The 21,769-nt window shown below is 68.7% G+C and carries 9 protein-coding genes; 7 read left to right on the forward strand and 2 right to left on the reverse strand.

Annotated features, from left to right (window positions below):
* Positions 1 to 15 precede the first annotated feature (15 nt).
* Positions 16 to 1,191 carry a glycosyltransferase gene (locus tag OVA13_RS01480; protein ID WP_267792071.1) on the reverse strand — a complete coding sequence of 392 codons (1,176 nt, stop codon included), beginning with the start codon at positions 1,189 to 1,191 and terminating at the stop codon, positions 16 to 18.
* Positions 1,192 to 1,437: 246 nt separating this feature from the next.
* Between OVA13_RS01480 and OVA13_RS01485 the strand changes: the two genes are divergently transcribed.
* From OVA13_RS01485 to OVA13_RS01500, 4 genes are all read left to right on the forward strand, one after another.
* Positions 1,438 to 2,886, forward strand: a complete 1,449-nt coding sequence (locus OVA13_RS01485) for a right-handed parallel beta-helix repeat-containing protein (RefSeq protein ID WP_267792072.1) — start codon at positions 1,438 to 1,440, stop codon at positions 2,884 to 2,886.
* 54 nt (positions 2,887 to 2,940) lie between these two features.
* Entirely contained in the window at positions 2,941 to 3,693 is a 753-nt protein-coding gene (locus tag OVA13_RS01490) for a 4'-phosphopantetheinyl transferase family protein (protein WP_267792073.1), read from the forward strand.
* Positions 3,694 to 3,877: 184 nt separating this feature from the next.
* On the forward strand, positions 3,878 to 5,275 hold the full coding sequence (locus OVA13_RS01495; protein WP_267792074.1) for a TIGR03013 family XrtA/PEP-CTERM system glycosyltransferase: 1,398 nt from the start codon (positions 3,878 to 3,880) through the stop codon (positions 5,273 to 5,275).
* Between the two features lie 78 nt (positions 5,276 to 5,353).
* Positions 5,354 to 6,706 carry a glycosyltransferase gene (locus OVA13_RS01500; RefSeq protein ID WP_267792075.1) on the forward strand — a complete coding sequence of 451 codons (1,353 nt, stop codon included), beginning with the start codon at positions 5,354 to 5,356 and terminating at the stop codon, positions 6,704 to 6,706.
* 48 nt (positions 6,707 to 6,754) lie between these two features.
* Here the strand turns inward: OVA13_RS01500 and OVA13_RS01505 are convergent, their stop codons facing one another.
* Entirely contained in the window at positions 6,755 to 7,405 is a 651-nt protein-coding gene (locus OVA13_RS01505) for a J domain-containing protein (RefSeq protein WP_267792076.1), read from the reverse strand.
* A 141-nt stretch (positions 7,406 to 7,546) separates the two neighbouring features.
* On the opposite strand from OVA13_RS01505, the gene OVA13_RS01510 reads away from it, so the two are divergent.
* The 3 genes from OVA13_RS01510 to OVA13_RS01520 are packed head-to-tail and all read left to right on the forward strand — an operon-like array spanning position 7,547 to position 21,755.
* Complete coding sequence (locus tag OVA13_RS01510; protein ID WP_267792077.1) at positions 7,547 to 15,073, forward strand: polyketide synthase; 7,527 nt, start codon at positions 7,547 to 7,549, stop codon at positions 15,071 to 15,073.
* A complete protein-coding gene (locus OVA13_RS01515) occupies positions 15,070 to 20,883 on the forward strand; it encodes a non-ribosomal peptide synthetase (protein ID WP_267792078.1) in 5,814 nt (1,937 codons plus the stop codon). The genes OVA13_RS01510 and OVA13_RS01515 overlap by 4 nt, the downstream gene beginning before the upstream one ends.
* Positions 20,880 to 21,755: an alpha/beta hydrolase family protein gene (locus OVA13_RS01520; protein WP_267792079.1), complete on the forward strand. Its 876-nt coding sequence runs from the start codon at positions 20,880 to 20,882 to the stop codon at positions 21,753 to 21,755. The genes OVA13_RS01515 and OVA13_RS01520 overlap by 4 nt, the downstream gene beginning before the upstream one ends.
* Positions 21,756 to 21,769: the final 14 nt, after the last annotated feature.

The raw sequence follows: 21,769 nt of genomic DNA on the forward strand, positions 1-21,769 counted from the left end.
GGTGCGCGCGAAGTCTCAGCGTGGCGTCAGTGCGGTGCGGTAGTGCGCGTCATAGCGGTCGGCCGTGCGTTCCAGCGAGTAGGACGCCATGACCGTGTCGCGGCCCGCCGCGGCGAGGTTGGCGGCCGCGGCCGGATCGTCCAGCAGGTGCGCCAGCAGGGCGGCCAGCCCCGCTTCGTCGCCGTTGTCGAAGAGCAGGCCGTTGTGCCCATGCCTGACCACCTGCGGGATGCCGCCAACGGAGGACGACACGACGGGCAGGCCCGCCGACCAGGCTTCGAGCAGCGCCAGCGGCAGGCCTTCGTGGCGGCTGCTCAAGGCGAACACGTCCATCGCCGCCAGGAAGTGTTCCGTCTGCGTCTGGTAGCCGGCAAAGCTGATGCGTCCAGCCAGGTCGAGCGTCTGCGCCAACGCTTCCAGGTGCGGGCGTTCCGGGCCATCCCCCACCAGCAGCAGGCGCGCTTGTGGCCAGGCTGCGGCGATGCGGGCGAAGCCGCGCAGCAGCAGATCCTGTCGTTTCACTTCGTTGAGCCGGCCTACCGTGCCGATGACCACGTCGCCGGGCGAAAACCCCAGCGATGCACGGACCGGGGTGCGCTGGCTGCGGTCGGCGAACAGCGCCGTGTCCACCCCGTTGTCCACCACGCTGACCTTGGTGGCTGGAACGGTATGCCAGCGGCGCACGGACCGGGCGATATCTTCGGAGACACAGCAGAACCGGTGCGACAGCCGTCCGGCACGCCGCCACCACAGACGGTTCTTCCACTGATCGGTCAGGCGGCTGGCGAGCGTGGCGTGGTCGCTGTGTTCGGTGTGCACGACGGCCATGCCGTCGCGCATACGGGCGGCGCGCCCCAGGTGCCACAGCGCGCCGATCTGATGGGTGTGCAGCACGTCCGGGCGCAACCGGTCGAACAGTCCCGCGGCACGCGCCGTGGCCTGGCTGCGATCGCCGGCCAGGTCGAGCGAATGGACGTCCGCACCCAGTGCGCGCGCGTCATCGGCTAGGCGGCCGGGCTGGTCGATGCAGACCACGCTGATGCGGTCGCCGCGCTGCCGTCCATTGCGCGCCAGGGCCAGCACCAGCCGCTCCAGTCCACCCAGGTCCAGCGACAGCACGCCATGGACCACATGGCGCGTTTCCGGCAATGACTCGGGGTGATCGGTGAGCGCGTGCATCCTCCTGGTCATGGCCTTCGTTCATCATCGGCGTGACGCTGCCGGGCGTGGACCCGGCAATCGACATCACGCACGATGGTTCGCTCCCCTGTGGTCGTCGCATCGTGTGGAACGCCACGGCACTTGGCCATGGTTCTCCTGTCATAGGGAAACAACGCGCTCCGCTGGCCAGACCGGCCAACGTGGGAAGACGCACGACCGGTTGCGGGCGCGTTCCGCGTTGGTACCCCGATACCTTGTCGAGAAGGGGATGCCCGAGTGCCTGCCGCCGCGAACCGCGCCCTGCTGCCTGTCGGTGTGTTGCTTCTGCTGGCCGTGATACCGCCACTGCAGGCCAAGACCTACACCGTGGGTCCTTCGGGCCGGCAGTACACGCAGCTGGCCGACGTGTTCGCCGACAACGACCTGCAACCCGGCGACGTGGTGGCGGTGGACGGGGGCGCGGAATACGAGGGCGGCATCGTGGTGGGCGACGACGACGGGGGCAGCGCCGAGGCGCCGGTGGTGATCCAGTGGCGGCGGGGCGTGGGCGCGACGCGTCCGGTGCTCAAGGGTGGCGAATACCACACCCTCAAGTTCGCCCAGTCCAACCATGTGGTGCTCGAGGGCTTCGAACTGACCGGCGGCCCCAACAGCTGCCTCTTCAGCGAGGCGCACGACATCACCGTGCGTGACGTCATCATCCGCGACTGTCCGGGGCACGGCATCCTGGGGGCGGACCGGTTGTCCGGCTCGTTCACGCTGGAGTACAGCGAGATCCGCAACAGCGGCGACGGCACCGGCCAGCATCCCATCTACATGCAGTCAGACGAATTGGCCTTCCCGGGCTCGGTGTTCCGCATGCGCTTCAACTACCTGCATGGCGGCCGCGGCGGCAACCTGGTGAAGGTGCGGCACGAGCGCAGCGAGATCCACTACAACTGGCTGGAAGGTGCGGTCTACCAGGCGCTGGAGTTGATCGGCCCGGATTGCTGGGAACAGGAAAAGGGCTGGACGCCCGCCATGGCGCGCGAGGATGCGGACGTGGTGGGCAACGTCATCATCCAGTCCGGGCGCTGGCCCAACGCGATCCGCATCGGCGGCGACTTGAACGGTCGCAGCGAAGGGCGGGTCAGGCTGGTCAACAACACCATCCTGTTCGATCGTCCCGGACCGGCCAACGCGGTGATGGTGCAACTGGGGGCCGGTTCGCTCGAGATGCACAACAACGTCGTCTACCAGAGCGGTGGCGTGCCCACCCTCGTGTACGAAAACAACGACGTGGATGACACCCCGGAGCCCTGCGGTCCGCAGGAGCGCGCGCCCTGGAGCAAGGGGCGCCGCGTTTCGGGCAGTGGCAACTGGGTGCAGCGCGGTGCCGCCGCGCCACCGGAATGGAAGCAGACCGTCGTCGGTGAGACGCCAGGGCTTGCGGATATCGACCAGCTCCTGCTGCGCCCCCGTCCCAATAGTCCGTTGGCGCGCCGCGGCGCAGCGCTGTTGGCGCCTGCGCCAGCCGCTGCATTCGAGCCACCCGCGCGCGAGCGGATCGAGCCGGGTGGTGAACAGCGGCGCGACGACGATCCGGCGTCGCCCGATATCGGTGCGTTCGCCGTGGGCGGCGATCCTGTCGCCCTGGCATCGGTGCAGGCCGGCAAGGTGCGGAAATGGTCCGGCACCATACCCGCGCCACATGCCAGGCGCTGGTCCCCGCCCTCGCGGGATTGAGCGCATGAAGATGATCCTTGCGTCGCGTCCCGATCTCTGTCGCGCAGGCACCGCGTGAGTGCGCTGCCGCGCGGCATGTGCGCATCCTCGGCCACGACGGACGGTCTGCAGGAGGCGTTCGACGGCGCCTGGCGTTTGCCGCACGCGGCCGGCAGCGGCGTCGTGCTGGCGTTGGCCGATCTGGCGGACTGGCGTCCGTATCGGAACGATGCCGGCCGGTTGCTGAGCGAGGCGGAGCGCGCGCGCGTCGAGCGGAAGCGGCGCTCGATCGATCAGGAGGAACTCACCCTGACCTATGCGCTGCACCGCCTTTTCCTGGCGGCGATATGGAACGCGTCGCCCCATGACGTGGCGCTGGCGCGTGACGGCGCAGGTCGCCCTTGCCTGCAGGGCAGGGAGGGCTTTACCAGCCTCAGCCATGCGCCGGGGGCAGCCGCTTTTGCGTTTTCCGCGTCCGCTGCGGTCGGTGTCGATGTCGAGCCGCGTGCACGCGCGTCGGTGATGGATGAGCTTGCCAGCCAGGTGGCGCATCCGGCGGAGCACGCGGCACTGCCGTGCGGTACCGTGCGCAACGAGGAACTGCTGGCCCTATGGGTGCGCAAGGAGGCCTTCCTCAAAGCCGCCGGGGTCGGCCTGGCCTGCGAGATGAATACCTTCAGGGCACCGGCGGGCGAGGTGCTGGACACCGGATGGGCCGGAGCCGCCGTGCCGCAGCCGGTGAGGTTGTCGGCATGGGATCTGCATCCGCATTTCCACGTGGCACTGGCGTCAGCTCCCGGTCTGCCGGTCCACGCCCTGCGCCTTTGACCGCGCGCATATTCCTGCAGCGGACGCGAGTGGCCGCATTCCGCCGTGGCCGGATCGCTCCCCCGATGGCGTTCCAACTGATGAACGCGCAACAGGTGGCCATGGGCGCCTGCCGCGAGAAGACGCCGGCGGTGGTTGCGGGCCCTGCCGGGCAACGGGCGATGCCTGTTATAGGGGAAAACCGATGAAGCACGTGCAGTCGAGCCGGAAGAACCGCGTGATGCGGATGATCTGGCTGCTTGAAGTCCTGGTGCTGATGCTCTGCGTGGCCGTTGCTGCCCACCTGCGATTCCTAGGCGATGCCGAGGGCCACGCGGTCTTCATCGAAACCGCACCGTTGCGCGCGCTGCTGGTGGCGCTGGTGATCACCGGCGCGATGGCCGCCTTCGGCCTGTACCAGTCGCATGGCCGGCACAGCCGCGCGCACCTGCTGTTGCGGCTGTCGCTGTCGTTCTTCTTCGGTGGCATCGGCCTGCTGGTGGTGTTCTACGCGGTGCCGCAGACGTACGTCGGCCGTGGCCCGTTGGCATTGACGCTGGGCCTCGGCTTCATCGCGCTGCTGTCGCTGCGCCTGATCATGCAGGACCTGCTGCATGTGGAAGCCCTGCGCCAGCGCGTGCTGGTCTTCGGTGCAGGCAACAACGCCAACCTCATCAACCGCCGCATGCGCCGCCAGGCGGACCGCAAGTCCTTCGTCATCGTCGGCTTCGTGCCCATCCCCGGCCAGCCGGTGGTGGTACGGGAGGAGGACCTGCTCGCCAACGACTGCGAGTCGCTGGCCACGCTGGTGGAAGAACTTGAAGTGGACGAAGTGATCATCGCCCCCGATGAACGGCGTGGTGCGTTGCCGATGGAGGAGATGCTGAAGTGCGTGCAGTACGGCGTGTCGGTGGTGGATCTTTCGACGTTCTTCGAACGTGAATCGGGCACCGTCCAGCTCAGCGTGGTGGATCCTTCCTGGCTGGTGTTTTCCGGTGGCTTCGACTATTCGATGCCGCGCCGCTTCAGCAAGCGCCTGTTCGACCTGAGCGCGGCACTGCTGTTGCTGGCACTCGCATGGCCACTGATGCTGCTGGTGGCGCTGGCGGTGTATCTGGAATCCGGCGGGCCCGTGCTCTACAAGCAGGTGCGTGTCGGTGAGCGTGGCCGGCATTTCGAACTGATCAAGTTCCGCAGCATGCGCCAGGACGCGGAGAAGGGTGGCGTGGCGATCTGGGCCAGCAAGGACGACGACCGTACCACGCGCGTGGGCAAGTTCATCCGCCTGACACGGCTTGACGAACTGCCGCAGCTGTTCGCCGTGATCCGCGGCAACATGAGCTTCGTCGGCCCGCGGCCGGAACGCCCGCACTTCGTCGACATGCTCAACGACCAGGTGCGTTACTACGGCGTGCGCCACAGCATCAAGCCGGGCCTGACCGGCTGGGCGCAGCTGCGCTATCCGTACGGTGCATCGGTGCAGGATGCCGAGGAAAAGCTGAAGTTCGACCTGTTCTACGTCAAGAACCATGGGCTGGTGTTCGACATGATGATCCTGCTGCAGACGGTCGAGGTGGTGCTGTTCGGCCGCGGTGCGCGCTGACGTGCACTGCATCGTCGTAGCGTCTCCTGGGCAGAAGATGCCGTCCTGCGTGGCTGCCCTTAGCGCGGGAGTCGAGGCGTGAACGCCGTCGAACAGGCACCGCCGGCCGACATCGGTCAGCGTGGAGATGTCCTCAAGCGCCTGCGGCTGTCGGTACGCGACCGGATTGCGTTCTCGCCGGCGGCCAGCCTCGGCATGGGGATCAAAGGCCTGCTGAAGGCGCAGTTTGGACGGGGCGCGCAGCGCGTCGATGCCCTCTGTGGCGCCGTGCGCCGCCTGCCCCAGGGCAGCCTGCTGCGCGTGGCATCGCGGCACTTGCGCGAATGCATCGACCACGATGCGGATCACGTGATCGCCGCCCACCACGCCGCGCAGATGCGGCGCGAACTGAGCCCGGCGCTGACCCGCACGACTGTACTGAAGGCGCCCGGCCCCGACGGCGAACGCGGCGTCATCTACTGCCAGTTCGAATACAACTGGGGGCGCCTGATGGAGGGCGTCGGCCCCCTGGCGCCGCTGCTGCGGGACTACGACGTCATCTGGGGCGCTTCGTGGTCGCCGCTGGAGTACCTGGCGCTTGCACGCGTGCTGGCCACGTCCGACGGTCCGGTTTACGTGCATCCGGCCAACCTGGGCGAGATCGCACGCATCGAAGCGCTGCACCCGCGGGTGCGGGTCATTCCCCAGCTGGCGGGCGAATTCCAGGATCCGGAGGCGGCGTCCTCGCTGCCGGCGGAACAACGCGACATCGACCTGCTGGTGGTGTCCAACTGGGCGCCGTTCAAGCGCCACTGGGACCTGTTCAATGCGCTGCGCGACATGCCGGCGGACCTGCGCATCGTGCTGGTCGGGCAACCGGAATCGGGCTACGGCATGGACGACATCCGCGAGCTGATGCGGCTGTACCGGGTGCCGCAGCAGATCGAGTTGCGCCAGAGCATTCCGCTGGACGAAGTCCATCGCCTGCAGTCGCGTTCCAAGGCGTCCGCGGTGTTCTCGCGGCGCGAGGGCCAGTGCATCGCGGCGGTGGAAGCGCTGTTCGCAGGGGCGTCACTCGGCCTCAGGCGCGATGCGATGATCGGCTCGGCGGCCTACATCAACGAGCAGACCGGCCTGCTGCTGGATCCCGCCCACATGGCGAGGGACCTGATGCGCCTCATCCAGGGCGCGTCGTCGCGTGATCCGCGCCGCTGGGCGGTGGAGCATCTGGGCCGCGACCAGGCCACGGCACGCTTGAACGCGTGGCTCAGGAAACAGGCGGAAGAACGCGGGCTGCCTTGGACGCGCGACATCGAGCGCCATTGGTGGTGCCCGTATCCGTGGGTGGGTGACGCTGCAAGCCGGGAGCGGCTGGCGCCCGCCGCGGCGGATCTGCATGCGCGCCATCCCGACACGTTCCGTGCCGATCTGCTCGATTCGAGTCGCCTCTAGCTGTCCCCGTCGCCCGGCGTCCACGCTGCAGGGTAGAGCCGCGCGGTACTACCGGCTGCCGACCCGCGGCTCGCGTGTCTTCAACTGGTACAGCGGCGAGCTGTACCACTCCACCACCCGGTCTTCCTCGAATCGCACCCACGAAGGGCCGTATTCCCAGACGGTACCGCCCTGGTGCGTGGGCGCGCCCTGGAGCGCGAGCACCGTCTCCATGTCCATGCCGACGAACAGATGGTCGGGGGCGTTCTCGGTGCGCACGGCGACCGCTTCGGTCTCCGCGCTCGTTTCCGGGGTGTCCTCCCTGCGGGATTCGGCCGCATTCCACAGCACACCGATGCCCAGCAGCAGCAGCGCAGCCAGCAGCCACCCCGCGCGGGCCTGCGGCAGCGCGTCGCGGGGCGGATCCGCTGCCGGCGGGGGGCTGGACGGCCTCATGGGGCTGTCTGCGTCCGCGGGAGCTTCGGGGGGGAGGTCGGAGGTGCCGCCCGGCAGTCGGCCATGCAGGGCATGGAAACGCAGCGCCTGCTTGTACAACGTGATCAGCTGCGGCAGTTCCATGCCGTCGGTCGACATGTCCGCATGGCGGCGGTCGGGGTGCAGGCCCGCCACGCGCCTGCGATAGGCGTGTTTCAGCTGCGCCAGGCTGCAGCCGGGGCGCAGGCCGAGTTGTGCGTACAGGTGGGAAAAGTCGGAGTCCATCGCCTGTTCCTTTGCGGCACATCCTAGCGGGGCAGGGCGGTGTTTGCAGCACGCGCCTCGTGGCCTGAAGCGGTGACTCGATGCGTTATGTCAGATGAGCACAGGAAGTTGCCACGAGCTGGCAGGAAACGGGGGCGGCGGTTGAACACATTCCATGACAAGGCCGGAGACTGGCAGGACCTGCTGGTCGGCGCGAACGTCCGCTTCGAGCTGCCCGGCGAGCGCCCGCTGGCACAGCGCGGTGAAGCGACCCGGGCAGCGTCCGCGCTGCCGTCCGATCTTGCCCGCGTCGCCGCGCTCACGGGTCATGCGCCACGCGACATCGCGCTGGTCCTCTGGTCGACGTTGATCGCCCGGCTGTCCGGACAGGACGATGTCGTCGTCGGCGCGGTGATGGGTCCGACGGCGACACGGCTGCTGCCGTTCCGCGTGAATGTCGGGCCAGACACCACGCTTGCGGATGCGCTCGCCCGGCTCGCCGCGCTGCGCGATGACGCCACGCTCGGCCAAGGGCTTCCGCTGGCCGCGCTCGACGAATTCCTGTTGCCAGGGTCCGACCATGGCCAGCCAGGCAGACTGCAGGTCGGATTCGCATGGGAAGACGCGGCACCCCTCGACATCGCACGCTGGCATGCCACGGGCCAGGCCAGTGCGCTGGCGCTGGTGGTGGTGCAGGACGCGTCCGACGGCCCGCAGGCCGTGCTCCACAGCGCGGACGGTACCTATGCGGCCGAAATCCTGGCGGACTTCCTCGCGTGCTGGTGCACCCTCTTGCAGGACCTTGCCCTGCATCCCGACCTGCCGTTGGCGCGCCTGGCCATCCTGGGACCTGAGCAGGCGCGTGCCGCTGTCCAGCATGGCAACGACACCGACGAGATGTATCCCGCGGCGAGCGGCGTGCATCGCCTGTTCGAAGCCCAGGCGGCGCGTACGCCCGATGCGGTGGCCGTGGTGCAGGCATCGCGCATGCTCACCTATGCGCAGTTGAATGCGCAGGCCAACCAGCTGGCGCGCTACCTGAAACAGCAGGGTGTCGTCGCCGACGACCGCGTGGCGATCTACGTCGATCGCGGCATCGAAATGGTGCTGGGTCTGCTGGCCGTGCTGAAGGCCGGCGCTGCCTACGTGCCGCTGGACCCGACCTATCCGTCGGACCGCCTGGCTTACACGCTCTCCGACAGCGAGCCCCGCGTGCTGCTGACGCAGTCGGGCATGGAGCAGGACGCGCGTGAGGTGCTGGGCGACCTGCCGCCGCAGCTCCCCGTGATCGATCTGCTGCAGCCGTCGCCGCCGTGGTCCACGCTGCCGGCACAGGATCTGGACGATGCCGAGTGCGCCGTCGATGCGTCGCACCTGGCCTACGTGCTCTACACCTCCGGGTCCACCGGCAAGCCCAAAGGCGTGGCCATGACGCATGGCCCGCTGTTCAACCTGATCCAGTGGCAGGTACGCCAGCCGGGTGCCGCCACGCCGTTGCGCACGCTGCAGTTCGCCGCACTCGGGTTCGATGTCGCGTTCCAGGAAACGTTCGCCACGCTGTCCACCGGCGGCGAGCTCCACCTGGTCGACCAGGCCACGCGCCTGAGCGCGGGCAAGCTGTTCGAATTCATCGTGGCGCACCGCATCGAGCGCATGTTCCTGCCCTACTTCGCGCTGCAGATGCTGGCCGAGGGGCTGGAAAACCATCTCGCCGCATTGCCGCCCGGCGGCCGTGTCGCCTGCGAGCTGCGCGAAGTGATCACCGCCGGCGAACAGCTTCGCATCGAGCCGAAGATCGTGCGCTTCTTCCAGCACATCCCCGGCTGTCGCCTGCACAACCATTACGGCCCCACCGAAACGCACGTGGTCACCGCGCTGACGCTGGCGGAGGATCCGGCCTTGTGGCCACGCCTGCCGACCATCGGTCGGCCCATCGCCAATGCGCGCGTCTACCTGCTCGATGCGCATGGCCGTCCGGTGCCGCAGGGTGTCGTCGGCGAGCTCTACCTGGCCGGGCCGGTGGTCGCACGCGGCTATCTCAAGCGCCCGGAGCTGAGCGCCGAGCGCTTCCTGCCGGATCCGTTCCGCGCCGACCTGGATGCGCGCATGTACCGCACCGGCGACCTCGGCCGCTGGTTGCCGGAGGGCGAGATCGAGTACCTGGGGCGGCAGGATTTCCAGGTCAAGATCCGGGGCTTCCGCGTCGAGCTGGGCGAGATCGAGGCGCAGGTGATGGCGTTCCCGGGCGTGCGCCAGGCCGGCGTGCTGGCGCGCGAGGACGCGCCGGGCCTGAAGCGCCTGGTGGCGTACGTGTCGCCGATCGATCCGCGCGCGCCGGTGGACCTGGAACGCCTCCGCCAGCACCTGGTCGCGCACGTGCCCGACTACATGGTGCCGGTGGCCTACGTACAGCTGGAAGCGTTGCCGCTGTCGCCCAACGGCAAGCTGGATCGCGCCAGGTTGCCCGCGCCGGGACGCGAGCGGCCCGAGTGGGCCGGTGTCTACGAAGCGCCGCGCGGCGAGACGGAAGCCGCGCTGTGCCGCATCTTCGCCGAGGTGCTCGACCTGGAGGATCTTGGGCGGCACGACAACTTCTTCGACCTGGGCGGCACCTCGCTGCTGGCCATCCGCGTGCTGGAAGCCGTGCGCCGCCAGCGGTTGGGCGACGTGCCGGCCATGGCGCTGTTCCGCGCACCGACACCGGCGCAGCTGGCCATCGCGCTTGAGGAAGGCACGGCGACGCCCATCGAAGCGGCGCGGCTGTCGATGCCGCGCCATGCGCATGACGAACCCATCGCCATCGTCGCGATGGCCGGGCGTTTCCCCGGTGCGTCGACGGTGGAAGCGTTCTGGGACAACCTGTGCGAAGGGCGCGACAGCGTCAGCCGGTTCGGCGCGGCGGAACTGGACGCCAGCATTCCCGAGGCGCTGCGCGCGAACCCGGCCTACGTGCCGGCGCGCGGCGTGTTCGACGATGTCGACAAGTTCGATGCGGCGTTCTTCGGCATCTCGCCGAAGGAGGCCGAGCTGATGGACCCGCAGCAGCGCGTGTTCCTGGAACTGTGCTGGGAATGCGTGGAGCGTGCCGGCCATGTGCCGGATGCGACCACGGTGCCGGTGGGCGTGTTCGCCGGCATGTACAACGCAAGCTACTACCAGCGCAACGTGCTGGCGCACCCGGACCTGGTGGAAAAGCTGGGTGCCTTCCAGGTGATGCTGGACAACGAGAAGGACTACATCGCCACCCGCGTGGCGCACAAGCTCAACCTCACCGGTCCGGCGATCAGCGTGCACACGGCCTGTTCCACCTCGCTGGTGGCGATCAGCGAAGCAGTGGACAGCCTGCGCGCCGGCCGCTGCGGCATGGCGCTGGCCGGCGGCATCGCGGTGACCTGCCCGGTGAACAGCGGCCACCTGTACCAGGAAGGCGGCATGCTGTCGGCCGACGGGCACACGCGCAGTTTCGATGCGGCGGCGACCGGCACGGTGTTCAGTGATGGCGCCGCGGTCGTCCTGCTGAAGCGGCTGTCCGATGCCATCGCCGACGGCAACCCGGTTTATGCCGTCATCCGCGGCTCGGCCGTCAACAACGACGGGGGCCAGAAGGCCAGCTTCACCGCGCCCAGCAGCGAAGGGCAGGCCGCCGTCATCGCGATGGCGCAGGCGGATGCGGGCGTGGAGCCGCGCAGCATCGGTTACGTGGAAGCGCACGGCACGGCCACGCCGATGGGCGACCCCATCGAGATCGAGGGCCTGACACGTGCATTCCGCCTGGGCACGGAGGACAGCGGCTTCTGCGTGGTGGGCTCGGTCAAGAGCAACGTCGGCCATCTGCTGATGGCCGCCGGCGCGGCGGGCGTCATCAAGACTGCCTTCGCGTTGCAGCAGCAGCGCATTCCCGCGACGGCGCACTTCGGCCAGGCCAATCCCGTCATCGATTTCGCCAGCACGCCGTTCGTCGTGCATGGCCACACGCAGGCATGGCCCGTGCAGCCCGGTGCGCTCCGGCGTGCGGGCGTCAGCTCGTTCGGGGTCGGTGGCACCAATGCGCATGTGGTGATGGAAGAAGCGCCGCTGCTCGCGCCCTCCGATCCCGCCACCGGCACGCAACTGCTGACCCTGTCCGCGCGCACGCCGGCGGCGCTTGCCGTGGCCGTGTCGAACCTGGCCAACCACCTGGAAGCGGATCCGGACCGGAACCTGGCGGACGTGGCCTGGACGCTGGCCGTGGGCCGCAAGGCCTTCGCCCATCGCATCGCGGTGGCGGCGGAAACCGCCATCGCAGCCATCACCCAGCTGCGCAGCGCCGACCTGGCCGCGGCGGTCAGCAAGTCGAAAGCCGCGCAGGCCAGCGACGTGATCTTCATGTTCCCCGGCCAGGGTTGCCAGTACGCGGGCATGGGTCGCGAACTGCATGCGCGCGAGCCGGCGTTCCGCGACGCGTTCGACGCGTGCGCACGAGGGCTGTCGGACGAACTCGGCTGCGACCTTCGCCAGATCGTGTTCGGCGATGATGCCGATGCCATGCTCCCCACGGCGATCATGCAGCCGGCGATCTTCAGCATCGAGTATTCGCTGGCCCGCTGGTGGATGACGCAGGGCCTGCAGCCGGTGGCGATGGTCGGCCACAGCATCGGCGAATTCGTCGCGGCGACGCTGGCCGGCGTGTTCTCCCTGGCGGATGCGCTGAAGCTGGTGGCCCGCCGCGGCCGCCTGATGCAGCAGCAGCCCGCTGGCGCGATGCTCTCGGTGCGCATGCCGCTGGATGCCTTGCTGCCGCGCCTGCCGGCCACGCTGTCGCTGGCGGCCGAGAATGCACCTGGCGCCTGCGTGGTGGCCGGCCCGCACGAAGTGGTCGCCGCGTTCCAGCAGCAACTGGAAGGCGAGGGCGTGGCGTGCCGGGCGTTGAAGACGTCGCACGCTTTCCATTCGTCGATGATGGATGCGGTGGTCCCGCTGTTTCGTGCCGAGGTGGACGCCCTGGTCCGCCATGCCCCCCGTATCCCCGTCCTGTCGACCGCCACTGGCGACTGGCTGGACGACACATCGGCCGTCTCGCCGGACTACTGGGCACGGCACCTGCGCGAGCCTGTGCGGTTCTCCCCGGCCATCGCGCGCCTGCTGGAAACACCGGGCCGGGTGCTGCTTGAGATAGGGCCGCGCGCCACGCTGGCCACGCTCTCGCGCCAGCAGCCGCTGCTGCAGAAGCAGCGTGTGGCCGCCGTCGCATCGCTGTCCGATGCCGTCGATGGCGAGCATGCGCAGCTGCTTTCCGCCTACGGCCAGCTGTGGAGCCAGGGCGTCGCCCTGTCGCCTTCGCAGCTGGACCGTCGCGACCGGCGCCGGCGACTGTGCCTGCCGACCTATCCGTTCGAGAAAAAACGTTATTGGGTGGAACCGCAGCCCGCGGTGGCCAGCAATGTCGTTCCCCATCCCACCATCGTCGCGCGTGCGACCCTGGAGCCCCTGATGTCCGTTGTGTCCGAAACCGTCGCCCCCGCCATCGCCGACCGCAAGCCGCGCCTGGTGGCGCAGCTGAAGGAGGTATTCGAGGATGTGGCCGGCTTCGACCTGGCCGATGCCGACGGCGATGCCAACTTCATCGAGCTGGGCCTGGACAGCCTGATGCTGACCCAGGTGGCGTTGCAGTTGCAGAAGGAGTTTCCGGTCAAGATCACCTTCCGCCAGTTGATGGGCGAATGCGCCAGCCTGGATCGCCTGGCGCAGACGCTGGACGCGCAGCTTCCGCCCGAAGCCGCGCCTGCGCAGGCTGCACCGGTTGCCACGGCACCGGCGACAACGTCGGTGCCGGTGACGCCGGTGTCGTTGCCGCCGGTCCCCTCCCAGGCCTCCGTCGCTTTCGCGCCGATCGCCATGCCGGTGCAGGCGATGGGCGGCGATGGCGATGCGCTGCGCCACCTGATCGCACAACAGATGCAGCTGATGTCGCAGCAACTGGCCGTGCTGGCCGGCGCCGCACCGGTGATGCAGACCACGCCTGCCGTCGCCGCGCCCGCGCCCATGGCGGCCGTCGCCGTACCGACCGCCGTCGCGCCCCCGGCTCCATCCGCCGCGCAGGCGGCCGCCGCGCCGGCGCCCGCGTCGGCTGACGATGAAGTGGCCGCCCTGGCGCACACGCGTTACGACGTGAAAAAGGCCTTCGGTGCCATCGCACGCATCGACGCGGCCGGTGGCATCGAACTGAATCCGCACCAGCGCGAACGCCTGGATGGCTTCACCCGCCGGTACATCGCCCGCACGCCGAAGTCGAAGGCCTACACGCAGCAGCATCGCGGCCACATGGCCGATCCACGCGTGGTCACCGGCTTCCGTCCGTTGACCAAGGAAATCGTCTACCAGATCGTCGTCGAGCGTTCGAAAGGCTCGCATGTCTGGGACATCGACGGCCATGAGTATGTCGACGCGCTCAACGGCTTCGGCACCAGCCTGTTCGGCTGGCAGCCGGACTTCGTGATCGATGCCGTCAAGCAGCAGCTGGACAACGGTTACGAGATCGGCCCGATGCATCCGCTGGCCGGCGAAGTGTCGCAGCTGGTCTGCGAGCTGACCGGCCACGACCGCGCAGCGCTCTGCAATACCGGTTCCGAAGCGGTCCTGGGTGCGATGCGCATCGCCCGCACAGTGACCGGCCGCGAGACCATCGTGGTGTTCTCCGGCTCCTACCACGGCATCAATGACGAAGTGATCGTGCGTGGCACCAAGAAGCTGCGGGCGGTGCCCGCCGCGCCGGGCATCCTGCGCAACACCGCGGACAAGGTGCTGGTGCTGGACTACGGCACGCCGGAAACGCTGCAGATCATCCGCGAGCGCGCACACGAACTGGCAGCCGTGCTGGTCGAGCCGGTGCAGAGCCGGCGTCCCGACTTCCAGCCGGTCGAGTTCCTGAAGGAAGTGCGCAGGATCACCAGCGAATCCGGCGCCGCGCTGATCTTCGACGAAGTGATCACCGGCTTCCGCTCGCACCCCGGCGGCGCGCAGGCCCTTTTCGGCGTCAAGGCGGACCTGGCGACCTACGGCAAGGTGGTGGGCGGCGGCTACCCGATCGGCGTGATGGCCGGCAAGCGCGAATTCATGGACGCGCTGGATGGCGGCTACTGGCAGTACGGTGACGCGTCGGTGCCCACGGTGGGCGTGACGTACTTCGCCGGGACCTTCGTGCGCCACCCGCTCACGCTGGCCGCGGCCAAGGCGTCGCTGCTGCACATGAAGGCCCAGGGCACTGCCCTGCAGCAGGCGCTCAATGCGCGCACCACGGCGATGGCCGACGAGATCAACGCCTTCTGCGAAGAGGTCGGCGCACCCGTGCGCATCAAGCACTTCGCTTCGCTGTGGCGCACCCACTTCGAGGAAGACCATCCGCTGCAGGACCTGCTGTTCGCGATGATGCGCAGCCGCGGCATCCATATCCTCGACAACTTCCCCTGCTTCTTCACCACCGCGCACAGCGAGGCGGATTTCCGCGCCATCATCCAGGCCTACAAGGAATCCGTGCTGGAGCTGCAGGAAGCCGAGCTGCTGCCGCGCAGCGCGGTGACGTCGCGCACGGTGATGGATGCCGCGCAGCCTGCCGTGCCCGGTGCACGCCTGGGTCGCGACCCCGAGGGCCGCCCGGCCTGGTACGTGCCCAATCCCGAAAGCCCCGGCCAGTACCTGAAGGTGGGCGCATGAGCGAGCCGATGGCCAAGCGGCGGAGCACCCCCGTGGCCGTCGATTACGATCCGTTCGCCGGAGGTGCCCTGGCGCGCGTCGTGCCGACCACCGAGCCGCAGCGTGAGCTGTGGCTCGCGTCGCGGCTGGGCGATGATGCATCGCTGGCCTACAACGAATCGGTCTCGCTGCACCTGCGCGGGCCACTGGATGCCAACCGCCTGCAGCACGCGCTGCAGGCGGTGGCCGAGCGCCACGACGCGCTGCGCGCCAGCTTCGGTCCGGATGGCGAAACCTTCTGCGTGCTGGAGCCGGCGCCGTTGCTGCTGCCTTTCAGCGACCTCTCCGGGCTGGCCGAGGCCGAGCGGGCCGCGCAACTCGCGCAACGCAAGCGCGCCGGCGTGGAAACGCCGTTCGCACTGGAGCAGGGTCGCCTGTTCCGCGCCGAGCTGCTGCAGCTGGCGCCGCAGGAACACGTGCTGCTGATGCACGCCCATCACATCGTGTGCGATGGCTGGTCGTGGTGGGTGATCGTGCGCGAGCTGGGCGCCGCCTATGCGCAGGCCGCCGGCAACGCAGCCGCGCTGCCCGCCGCGGAAAGCTACGCCGACTACGCGCTGGCCGAAGCGGTCCATCCGGCGGGTCCGGAGTTCAAGCACGACGAGCAGTACTGGCTGTCGCGCTTCGCCGGCCAGACGCCGGTGCTCGAACTGCCGACCGATCACGCCCGTCCTGCGCGGCGCAGCTTCGCCTCGCAGCGCGAGGACTACGTGCTCGATGCGGACCTGGTGACGGCCGTGCGCCGGCTGGGTGCGCGCCGCGGCGCCAGCCTGTTCGCCACGCTGCTGGGCGGTTTCGCCACGCTGCTTTCGCGTATCGCCGGGCAGGAACAGGTGGTGGTGGGGATTCCCGCCGCCGGACAATCGGTGGACGGCCACGATCACCTGGTCGGGCATTGCGTCAACCTGCTGCCGCTGCGTTTCGACCTGCAGGCCGGCGACAGCTTCAACACCGTGCTCGATGGCGCGCAGGACGTGCTGCTGGATGCGATCGAGCACCAGCGCTATACCTTCGGGACGCTGCTGAAGAAGCTGCGCATCGCGCGCGATCCCGCGCGGCTGCCGCTGGTCAGCGTGATGTTCAACATCGACCAGGCGCTGGACCAGGAGAAGAGCGGTTTCCCCGGCCTGTCGCTGGATTTCACCACCAACCCGCGGCATTACGAGAACTTCGAACTCTCCATCAATGCCGTGCAGGTCGATGGCAGGTTGCGTCTGGAAACCCAGTACAGCACCGACCTGTTCGACGCACAGACGGTGCGCCGCTGGCTGGGCGCCTATGAAGGCCTGCTGCGCGCCGCCTGCGAGAACCCGGACGAACGCATCGCGCGCCTGCCGCTGGTCGGTGCGCAGGCGTTCCAGGAGCTGGTGGCCCTGCAGCCTGCAGCCACGGCGTTCGACCGCAACTGCCGCATGCACGAGCACTTCGAGCGGCAGTGCGACCGTGCACCGGATCGCACGGCGGTCCGCAGCGACGAACAGGCGCTCAGTTACCGGCAACTGGAAGCGCGCGCCAACCGCATCGCCCATCTGCTTCGCCAGCGCGGCGTGCAGCGTGGTGCCCTGGTCGGCCTGGCGATGGACCGTGGCGCCGACATGCTGGCGGCACTGCTGGGCATCCTGAAGGCCGGTGCGGGTTACGTGCCGCTGGATCCGCAGTTTCCGGCGGACCGGCTGGCCTACATGGCCAGCGACGCCGGACTGGCGGCGCTGCTGACGCAGCAACGCCATGCCGCGCAGTTCGACCTGCGTGGCCGGCCGGTGCTGGCGCTGGATGCCCTGGCGGATGAACTCGCCGCCCAGCCCGAACGCCGGCTGGGTCGCGATGCCGGTGCCGCAGATCCGGAATCGCCGGCCTACGTCATCTACACGTCAGGCTCCACCGGACGCCCCAAGGGCGTGCAGGTGCCGCATCGCGCCGTGTCGAATTTCATCACCGCCATGCAGGCCGAGCCCGGCCTGTCGATCGACGACCGGCTGGTGGCGGTCACCACGCTGTCGTTCGACATCGCCGTGCTGGAACTGATGCTGCCGCTGGGCGTGGGGGCGGAGGTGATCCTCGCCGGCAAGGACACCGTGATCGATGGCGTTGCGCTGTCGGCCCTGCTGCAGTCCTCGCGTGCCACCGCCATGCAGGCCACGCCGGCCACCTGGCGCCTGCTGCTGGAAGCGGGCTGGCCAGGCGCTGCGAACTTCAAGGCGATGTGCGGCGGCGAACCGCTGCCGCCGGACCTGGCGCAGGCCCTGCTGCCGCGCTGCAGTGAACTGTGGAACCTGTACGGCCCCACCGAGACGACCGTGTGGTCCACCAGCATGCGCGTGCGGGCGGAGCAGGGCGGACTTCCCGACATCCATATCGGCCGACCCATCGCCAATACGCAGGTGTGGATCCTCGACGAACATGGCCAGCCATGCCAGCGCGGCGTGCCGGGCGAGATCTGCATCGGTGGCGAAGGCGTCACCCTCGGCTACCTGGCGCGCCCCGAGCTGACCGCCGACCGTTTCCTGCCGGATGCGTTCGCGGACAGCGAAAGGGGATTCGGTACCGGCATCCCGGCGCCGATGCTCTACCGCACGGGTGACCGTGGCCGCTGGCGTGCCGACGGCAACCTGGAGCACATGGGCCGCCTGGACTTCCAGGTCAAGGTGCGCGGCTACCGCATTGAGCTGGGCGAGATCGAAAGCACGCTGCTGGCGCATCCGGCCCTGACCCGTGCGGTGGCGATGGCGCGCGAGGACCGGCCCGGCGACGTACGCTTGGTGGCGTACGTGGTGCCGGCGTCTTCCGTCGACATCCCCGACACGGCGCTCGTCGCCCACCTGAAACAGCAGCTGCCGGACTACATGGTGCCGCAGCATTTCGTGCGCCTGCCCGCCATCCCGCTGCTGCCCAACGGCAAGGTGGATCGCAAGGCGCTGCCGGCGCCCGACACCGCGCTGGTCCGGACGGATTCGTTCGTCGCGCCGCGGAATGAGGTCGAGCGCAAGGTCGCCGCGATCATGGCCGGCGTGCTGGGCCTTCCCGAGATCGGCGTGCAGGACAATTTCTTCGTCAGCGGCGGTCACTCGCTGCTGGCTGCGCAACTCACCTCGCGCCTCAATCGCGAGCTGGAAATCAACCTGTCCCTGCGCACGCTGTTCGATGCGCCGACCGTCGAGAAGCTGGCCGCGGCCATCGGCAACGCGTCCCACGACGCGTTGCCGCCGCGCCCGCCCATCCGCCATCGCGACGATCAGGGCACGGCCCCGCTTTCCCTGATCCAGGAGCGGTTGAAGCTGCTGGAGGAATTCAATCCGGGCCAGCTGACCTACAACACGCCTTCGGCGCACTGGCTGGTGGGGCCGCTCGACGTGGCCAAGTTCGATCTTGCCTTCCAGTCGGTCATGCAACGGCAATCCGTGCTGCGCACCACCATCGAGGAGCGCGACGGCGAGAGCCTGCAGGTGGTCCACGACACGCTGGATACCGGCCTGGCCGACGTCGAGGATCTGACGCACCTGCCGCGCGACGAGCGCGAGCGCGTGCTGATGCATCGGCTCAACACGATGATCGAAACCCCGTTCAAGCTCGTCGGCGAACCCTTGTTCCGGGCGCGGCTGTTCAAGTTCGAACAGGACCGGCATGCACTGCTGTTCATGACCCACCACATCATCTGGGACGGCTGGTCCTTCGACCTGCTGTACCGGGACCTGGCCGAAACCTACGCCGCCCTGGTCGAGGCGCGCGCGCCTGATCTGCCGGCGCTGCCGGTCAGCTACGGCGATTTCTCGGCCTGGCATCGCGAATGGGTGGAGACCGAGGGCTACGCACGCCAGCGCGAATTCTGGCGGCGCAAGCTGGGCGAACCCTACGACCCGGGTGAAGGCGGATCGCTCGATCTGGCGCGCGGCCGCAGCAAGCGCGGCACGGCCTCCGGACGTGGCCTTTCGCAGTCGTTCCACATCGACAAGGCCCTCAGTGACCAGCTGCGCAAAGTCGGGCTGTCGATGGACGCGACGTTGTTCGTGGTGCTGCTGACCGCGTACTTCGTGCTGCTCAATCGCCTGACCGGGCGCAAGGACATGGTGATCGCCACCCCGGTGCGTGGACGTAACAGCGCGGAGGTGGAGGAGCTGATGGGCTACTTCACCAACCTGTTGCCCCTGCGGGTGAAGCTGGACCCCGATCTGCCGTTTTCCGATGCCGTCAAACGCGTGCGCGACGTGGTGCTGGACAGCTTTGCCCACCCGGACATCCGGCTGGAAGAGGTGGCCCAGGAACTCAGTTCACGTGGCGGGCAGCGGGCGGCGGCGTTGTACCAGACGCTGTTCTCGCTGCAGGACATCCGCCAGCGCGTCACCCGCTGGGGAAATCTTGCGCACGAGCGGTTGGAAGTGTTCCAGCCCGGCGCCACCGAAGATCTGGGCCTCTGGTTGCTGGAGCGCGACGACGGTGTGATCGCCAGCATGGTGTACAACGCCGACGTCCTGCTTGCAGATGACGTGGCGGCCCTGCGGGGCCATTACGTGGCCTTGCTCGAGCGCATCGCCAGTGCCCCGCACAATCGGATCAGTGCATTCGATGTCGTGGCGCTGAGTGCCGTCTTGCCCGAGGACACGGCGGCGAAGACGGAAGACATGCCCGCCGCCGCCGCGCCCGTGGCCGTGCCGTCGCCTGTCGCAACAGCCGCCCCCGCACCCAGGGCAGCGCTGGATCCGCGCGTGGCGTATCTGGTGGAGCTGTGGTCGGGGTTGCTCGAGACGCCGGTGTCGCCCGAGGACAACTTCTTCGATCTTGGCGGACACTCGATGGCGGCCGTGCAGATGGCCAGCCGCGTCGCCAAGGAGACCGGCGCCAAGCTCAAGATGATGCCGCTGGCGACGCAGACGCTGGCGCAGCTGGCGATGGAGTTGCCGTCGTCCGCGTTCCCCGCGGTGGAAGAGACCGTCGTGGCGAAACAGGCCACGATCAATCCGGATATGGATGCCGGCCGTGCGTTCTACTTCGGTGCCCGCGAGCGTCGTCGATTCGGCATGTGGCACAGACCCGATGCCCCGACGGACGCATCGGGCCCTCGCGTGCTGGTGGCGCCGCCCTTGCTGCAGGAGGGCATCATGAGCCAGCGTGCGTTGTGGTCGCTTTGCGAATCAGTGGCGGGAGCCGGCACGCACGCGCTCCGTTTCGACTGGTATGGCGCGGGCGATTCGGCAGGCGATACCACCGACCTGAGCCTGGCCGGCATGCAGGAAGACCTGCGTGAGGCGCTTGAATCGCTCTCGACCGTGGCGGGGCAGCCCGGCCGCGTGCTGGCATTGCGCAGTGCCTGCCTGCCCGTGCTGCTGCAGGCGACCGCCGGCTCGGCGCCGGTCGATCTGGTGCTGTGGGACCCCGTGCTGCAGGGTGGACCGATGATCGAGCGCTGGCGCCACCAGCATCGGCAGCAGCTCGCCGGCGTGGGCCGCTACATCGTCCGCAAGCCCGCGCCCTGCGCCGACAACGAACTGCTGGGTTTCGAACTCGCTACCGGCTTTGCCGATGCGCTGGCGCAGCTCGATTTCCGTCAACGACCCTTGCCCCCGGGCAGCCGGGTGCTGATCGTGGCCTGGACGCCCGACGCCGACCTGCAGGCTTTCATCGACACGCAGCGTGCCGCGGGCGTCGTCGTCGAGGTGGCCGCACTGACGACGGCTGACCAGCCGCCCTGGGATGATCCCGTCCAGTTCGAGAACCAGGCGCTGCCGAGGCGCAGCCTGGTGCAGTTGGCGACGCTATTGACGGAGAGACGGGCATGACGGTGATGACGGCCTTGATGGAGCAGACGGCTGACGCGGCCGTGGATGTCGAACCGGTCGGCGGCGTGGTGGAGACAGCCCATACCTTCGGCGATGGACTGGTCGGCGTCCTGACCCGTCCTGCAGGCGCGATCCGGGGCAAGTCCGCGCTGATCCTGCTGAATGCAGGGCTTGTGCAGCGCGTCGGCCCGTTTCGCATGTACGTGCAGATGGCGCGTGCCTTGGCGGAGGCCGGCTTCGTGGTGTTCCGGTTCGACCAGTCGGGGCTGGGCGACAGCCCGGTGTCGTCGCGGGCAGGCGAGGGACGGAAGCTGGGCGAGGCGGTGGCGGCCATGGACCTGGTCACGGCGCTGACAGGAGTGCGCAGCTTCGTGCTGGGAGGACTGTGCTCCGGCGCCGATGACGCGTTCAATATTGCGCCCCACGATCTGCGCGTGAATGGCCTGTTGCTGCTCGATGGCGTGGCGTATCCCACCTTCCTGTACAAGCTGCGCCATGTCATGCCGCGCCTGCTGAATCCCGCGAAGGTCATGCGGGGCATCGGGCGACTCCTGCGAAGGACCTCGGGCGCGGCTGCGGCGACCATCGATCCCAACAGTTTCCGCGATTTTCCGAGCCGGCCCGAGGCGATCGAGCGCCTCAAAGCGTTGGAGACAAGAGGCGCCGACATGCTGCTGCTGTACACCGGCGGCGTGGACCGCTACTACAACCATCGGCGCCAGGCACGGGAGTGCTTTGGAGACGTGGCGCGTTCACCGCGCATCAGGACCGAGTACTGGGCTGATTGCGACCACACGTTCTACGTGGGGGCGCACCGTCGTCGTCTGGTGGATACCACGGTGGGCTGGATGACGTCCCGCTTCCGGGACTGAGCGGCGCGCAGCCG

It is taken from the genome of Pseudoxanthomonas sp. SL93 (genome assembly GCF_026625825.1).
Taxonomy (GTDB): Bacteria; Pseudomonadota; Gammaproteobacteria; order Xanthomonadales; family Xanthomonadaceae; genus Pseudoxanthomonas_A.

What these genes read in the sequence shown, in the direction of transcription:
- OVA13_RS01480 (WP_267792071.1), bottom strand. Translation starts at nt 1,191, where the DNA reads ATGACCAGGAGGATGCACGCGCTCACCGATCACCCCGAGTCATTGCCG.
- OVA13_RS01495 (WP_267792074.1), top strand. Translation starts at nt 3,878, where the DNA reads ATGAAGCACGTGCAGTCGAGCCGGAAGAACCGCGTGATGCGGATGATC.
- OVA13_RS01505 (WP_267792076.1), bottom strand. Translation starts at nt 7,405, where the DNA reads ATGGACTCCGACTTTTCCCACCTGTACGCACAACTCGGCCTGCGCCCC.
- OVA13_RS01515 (WP_267792078.1), top strand. Translation starts at nt 15,070, where the DNA reads ATGAGCGAGCCGATGGCCAAGCGGCGGAGCACCCCCGTGGCCGTCGAT.
- OVA13_RS01520 (WP_267792079.1), top strand. Translation starts at nt 20,880, where the DNA reads ATGACGGTGATGACGGCCTTGATGGAGCAGACGGCTGACGCGGCCGTG.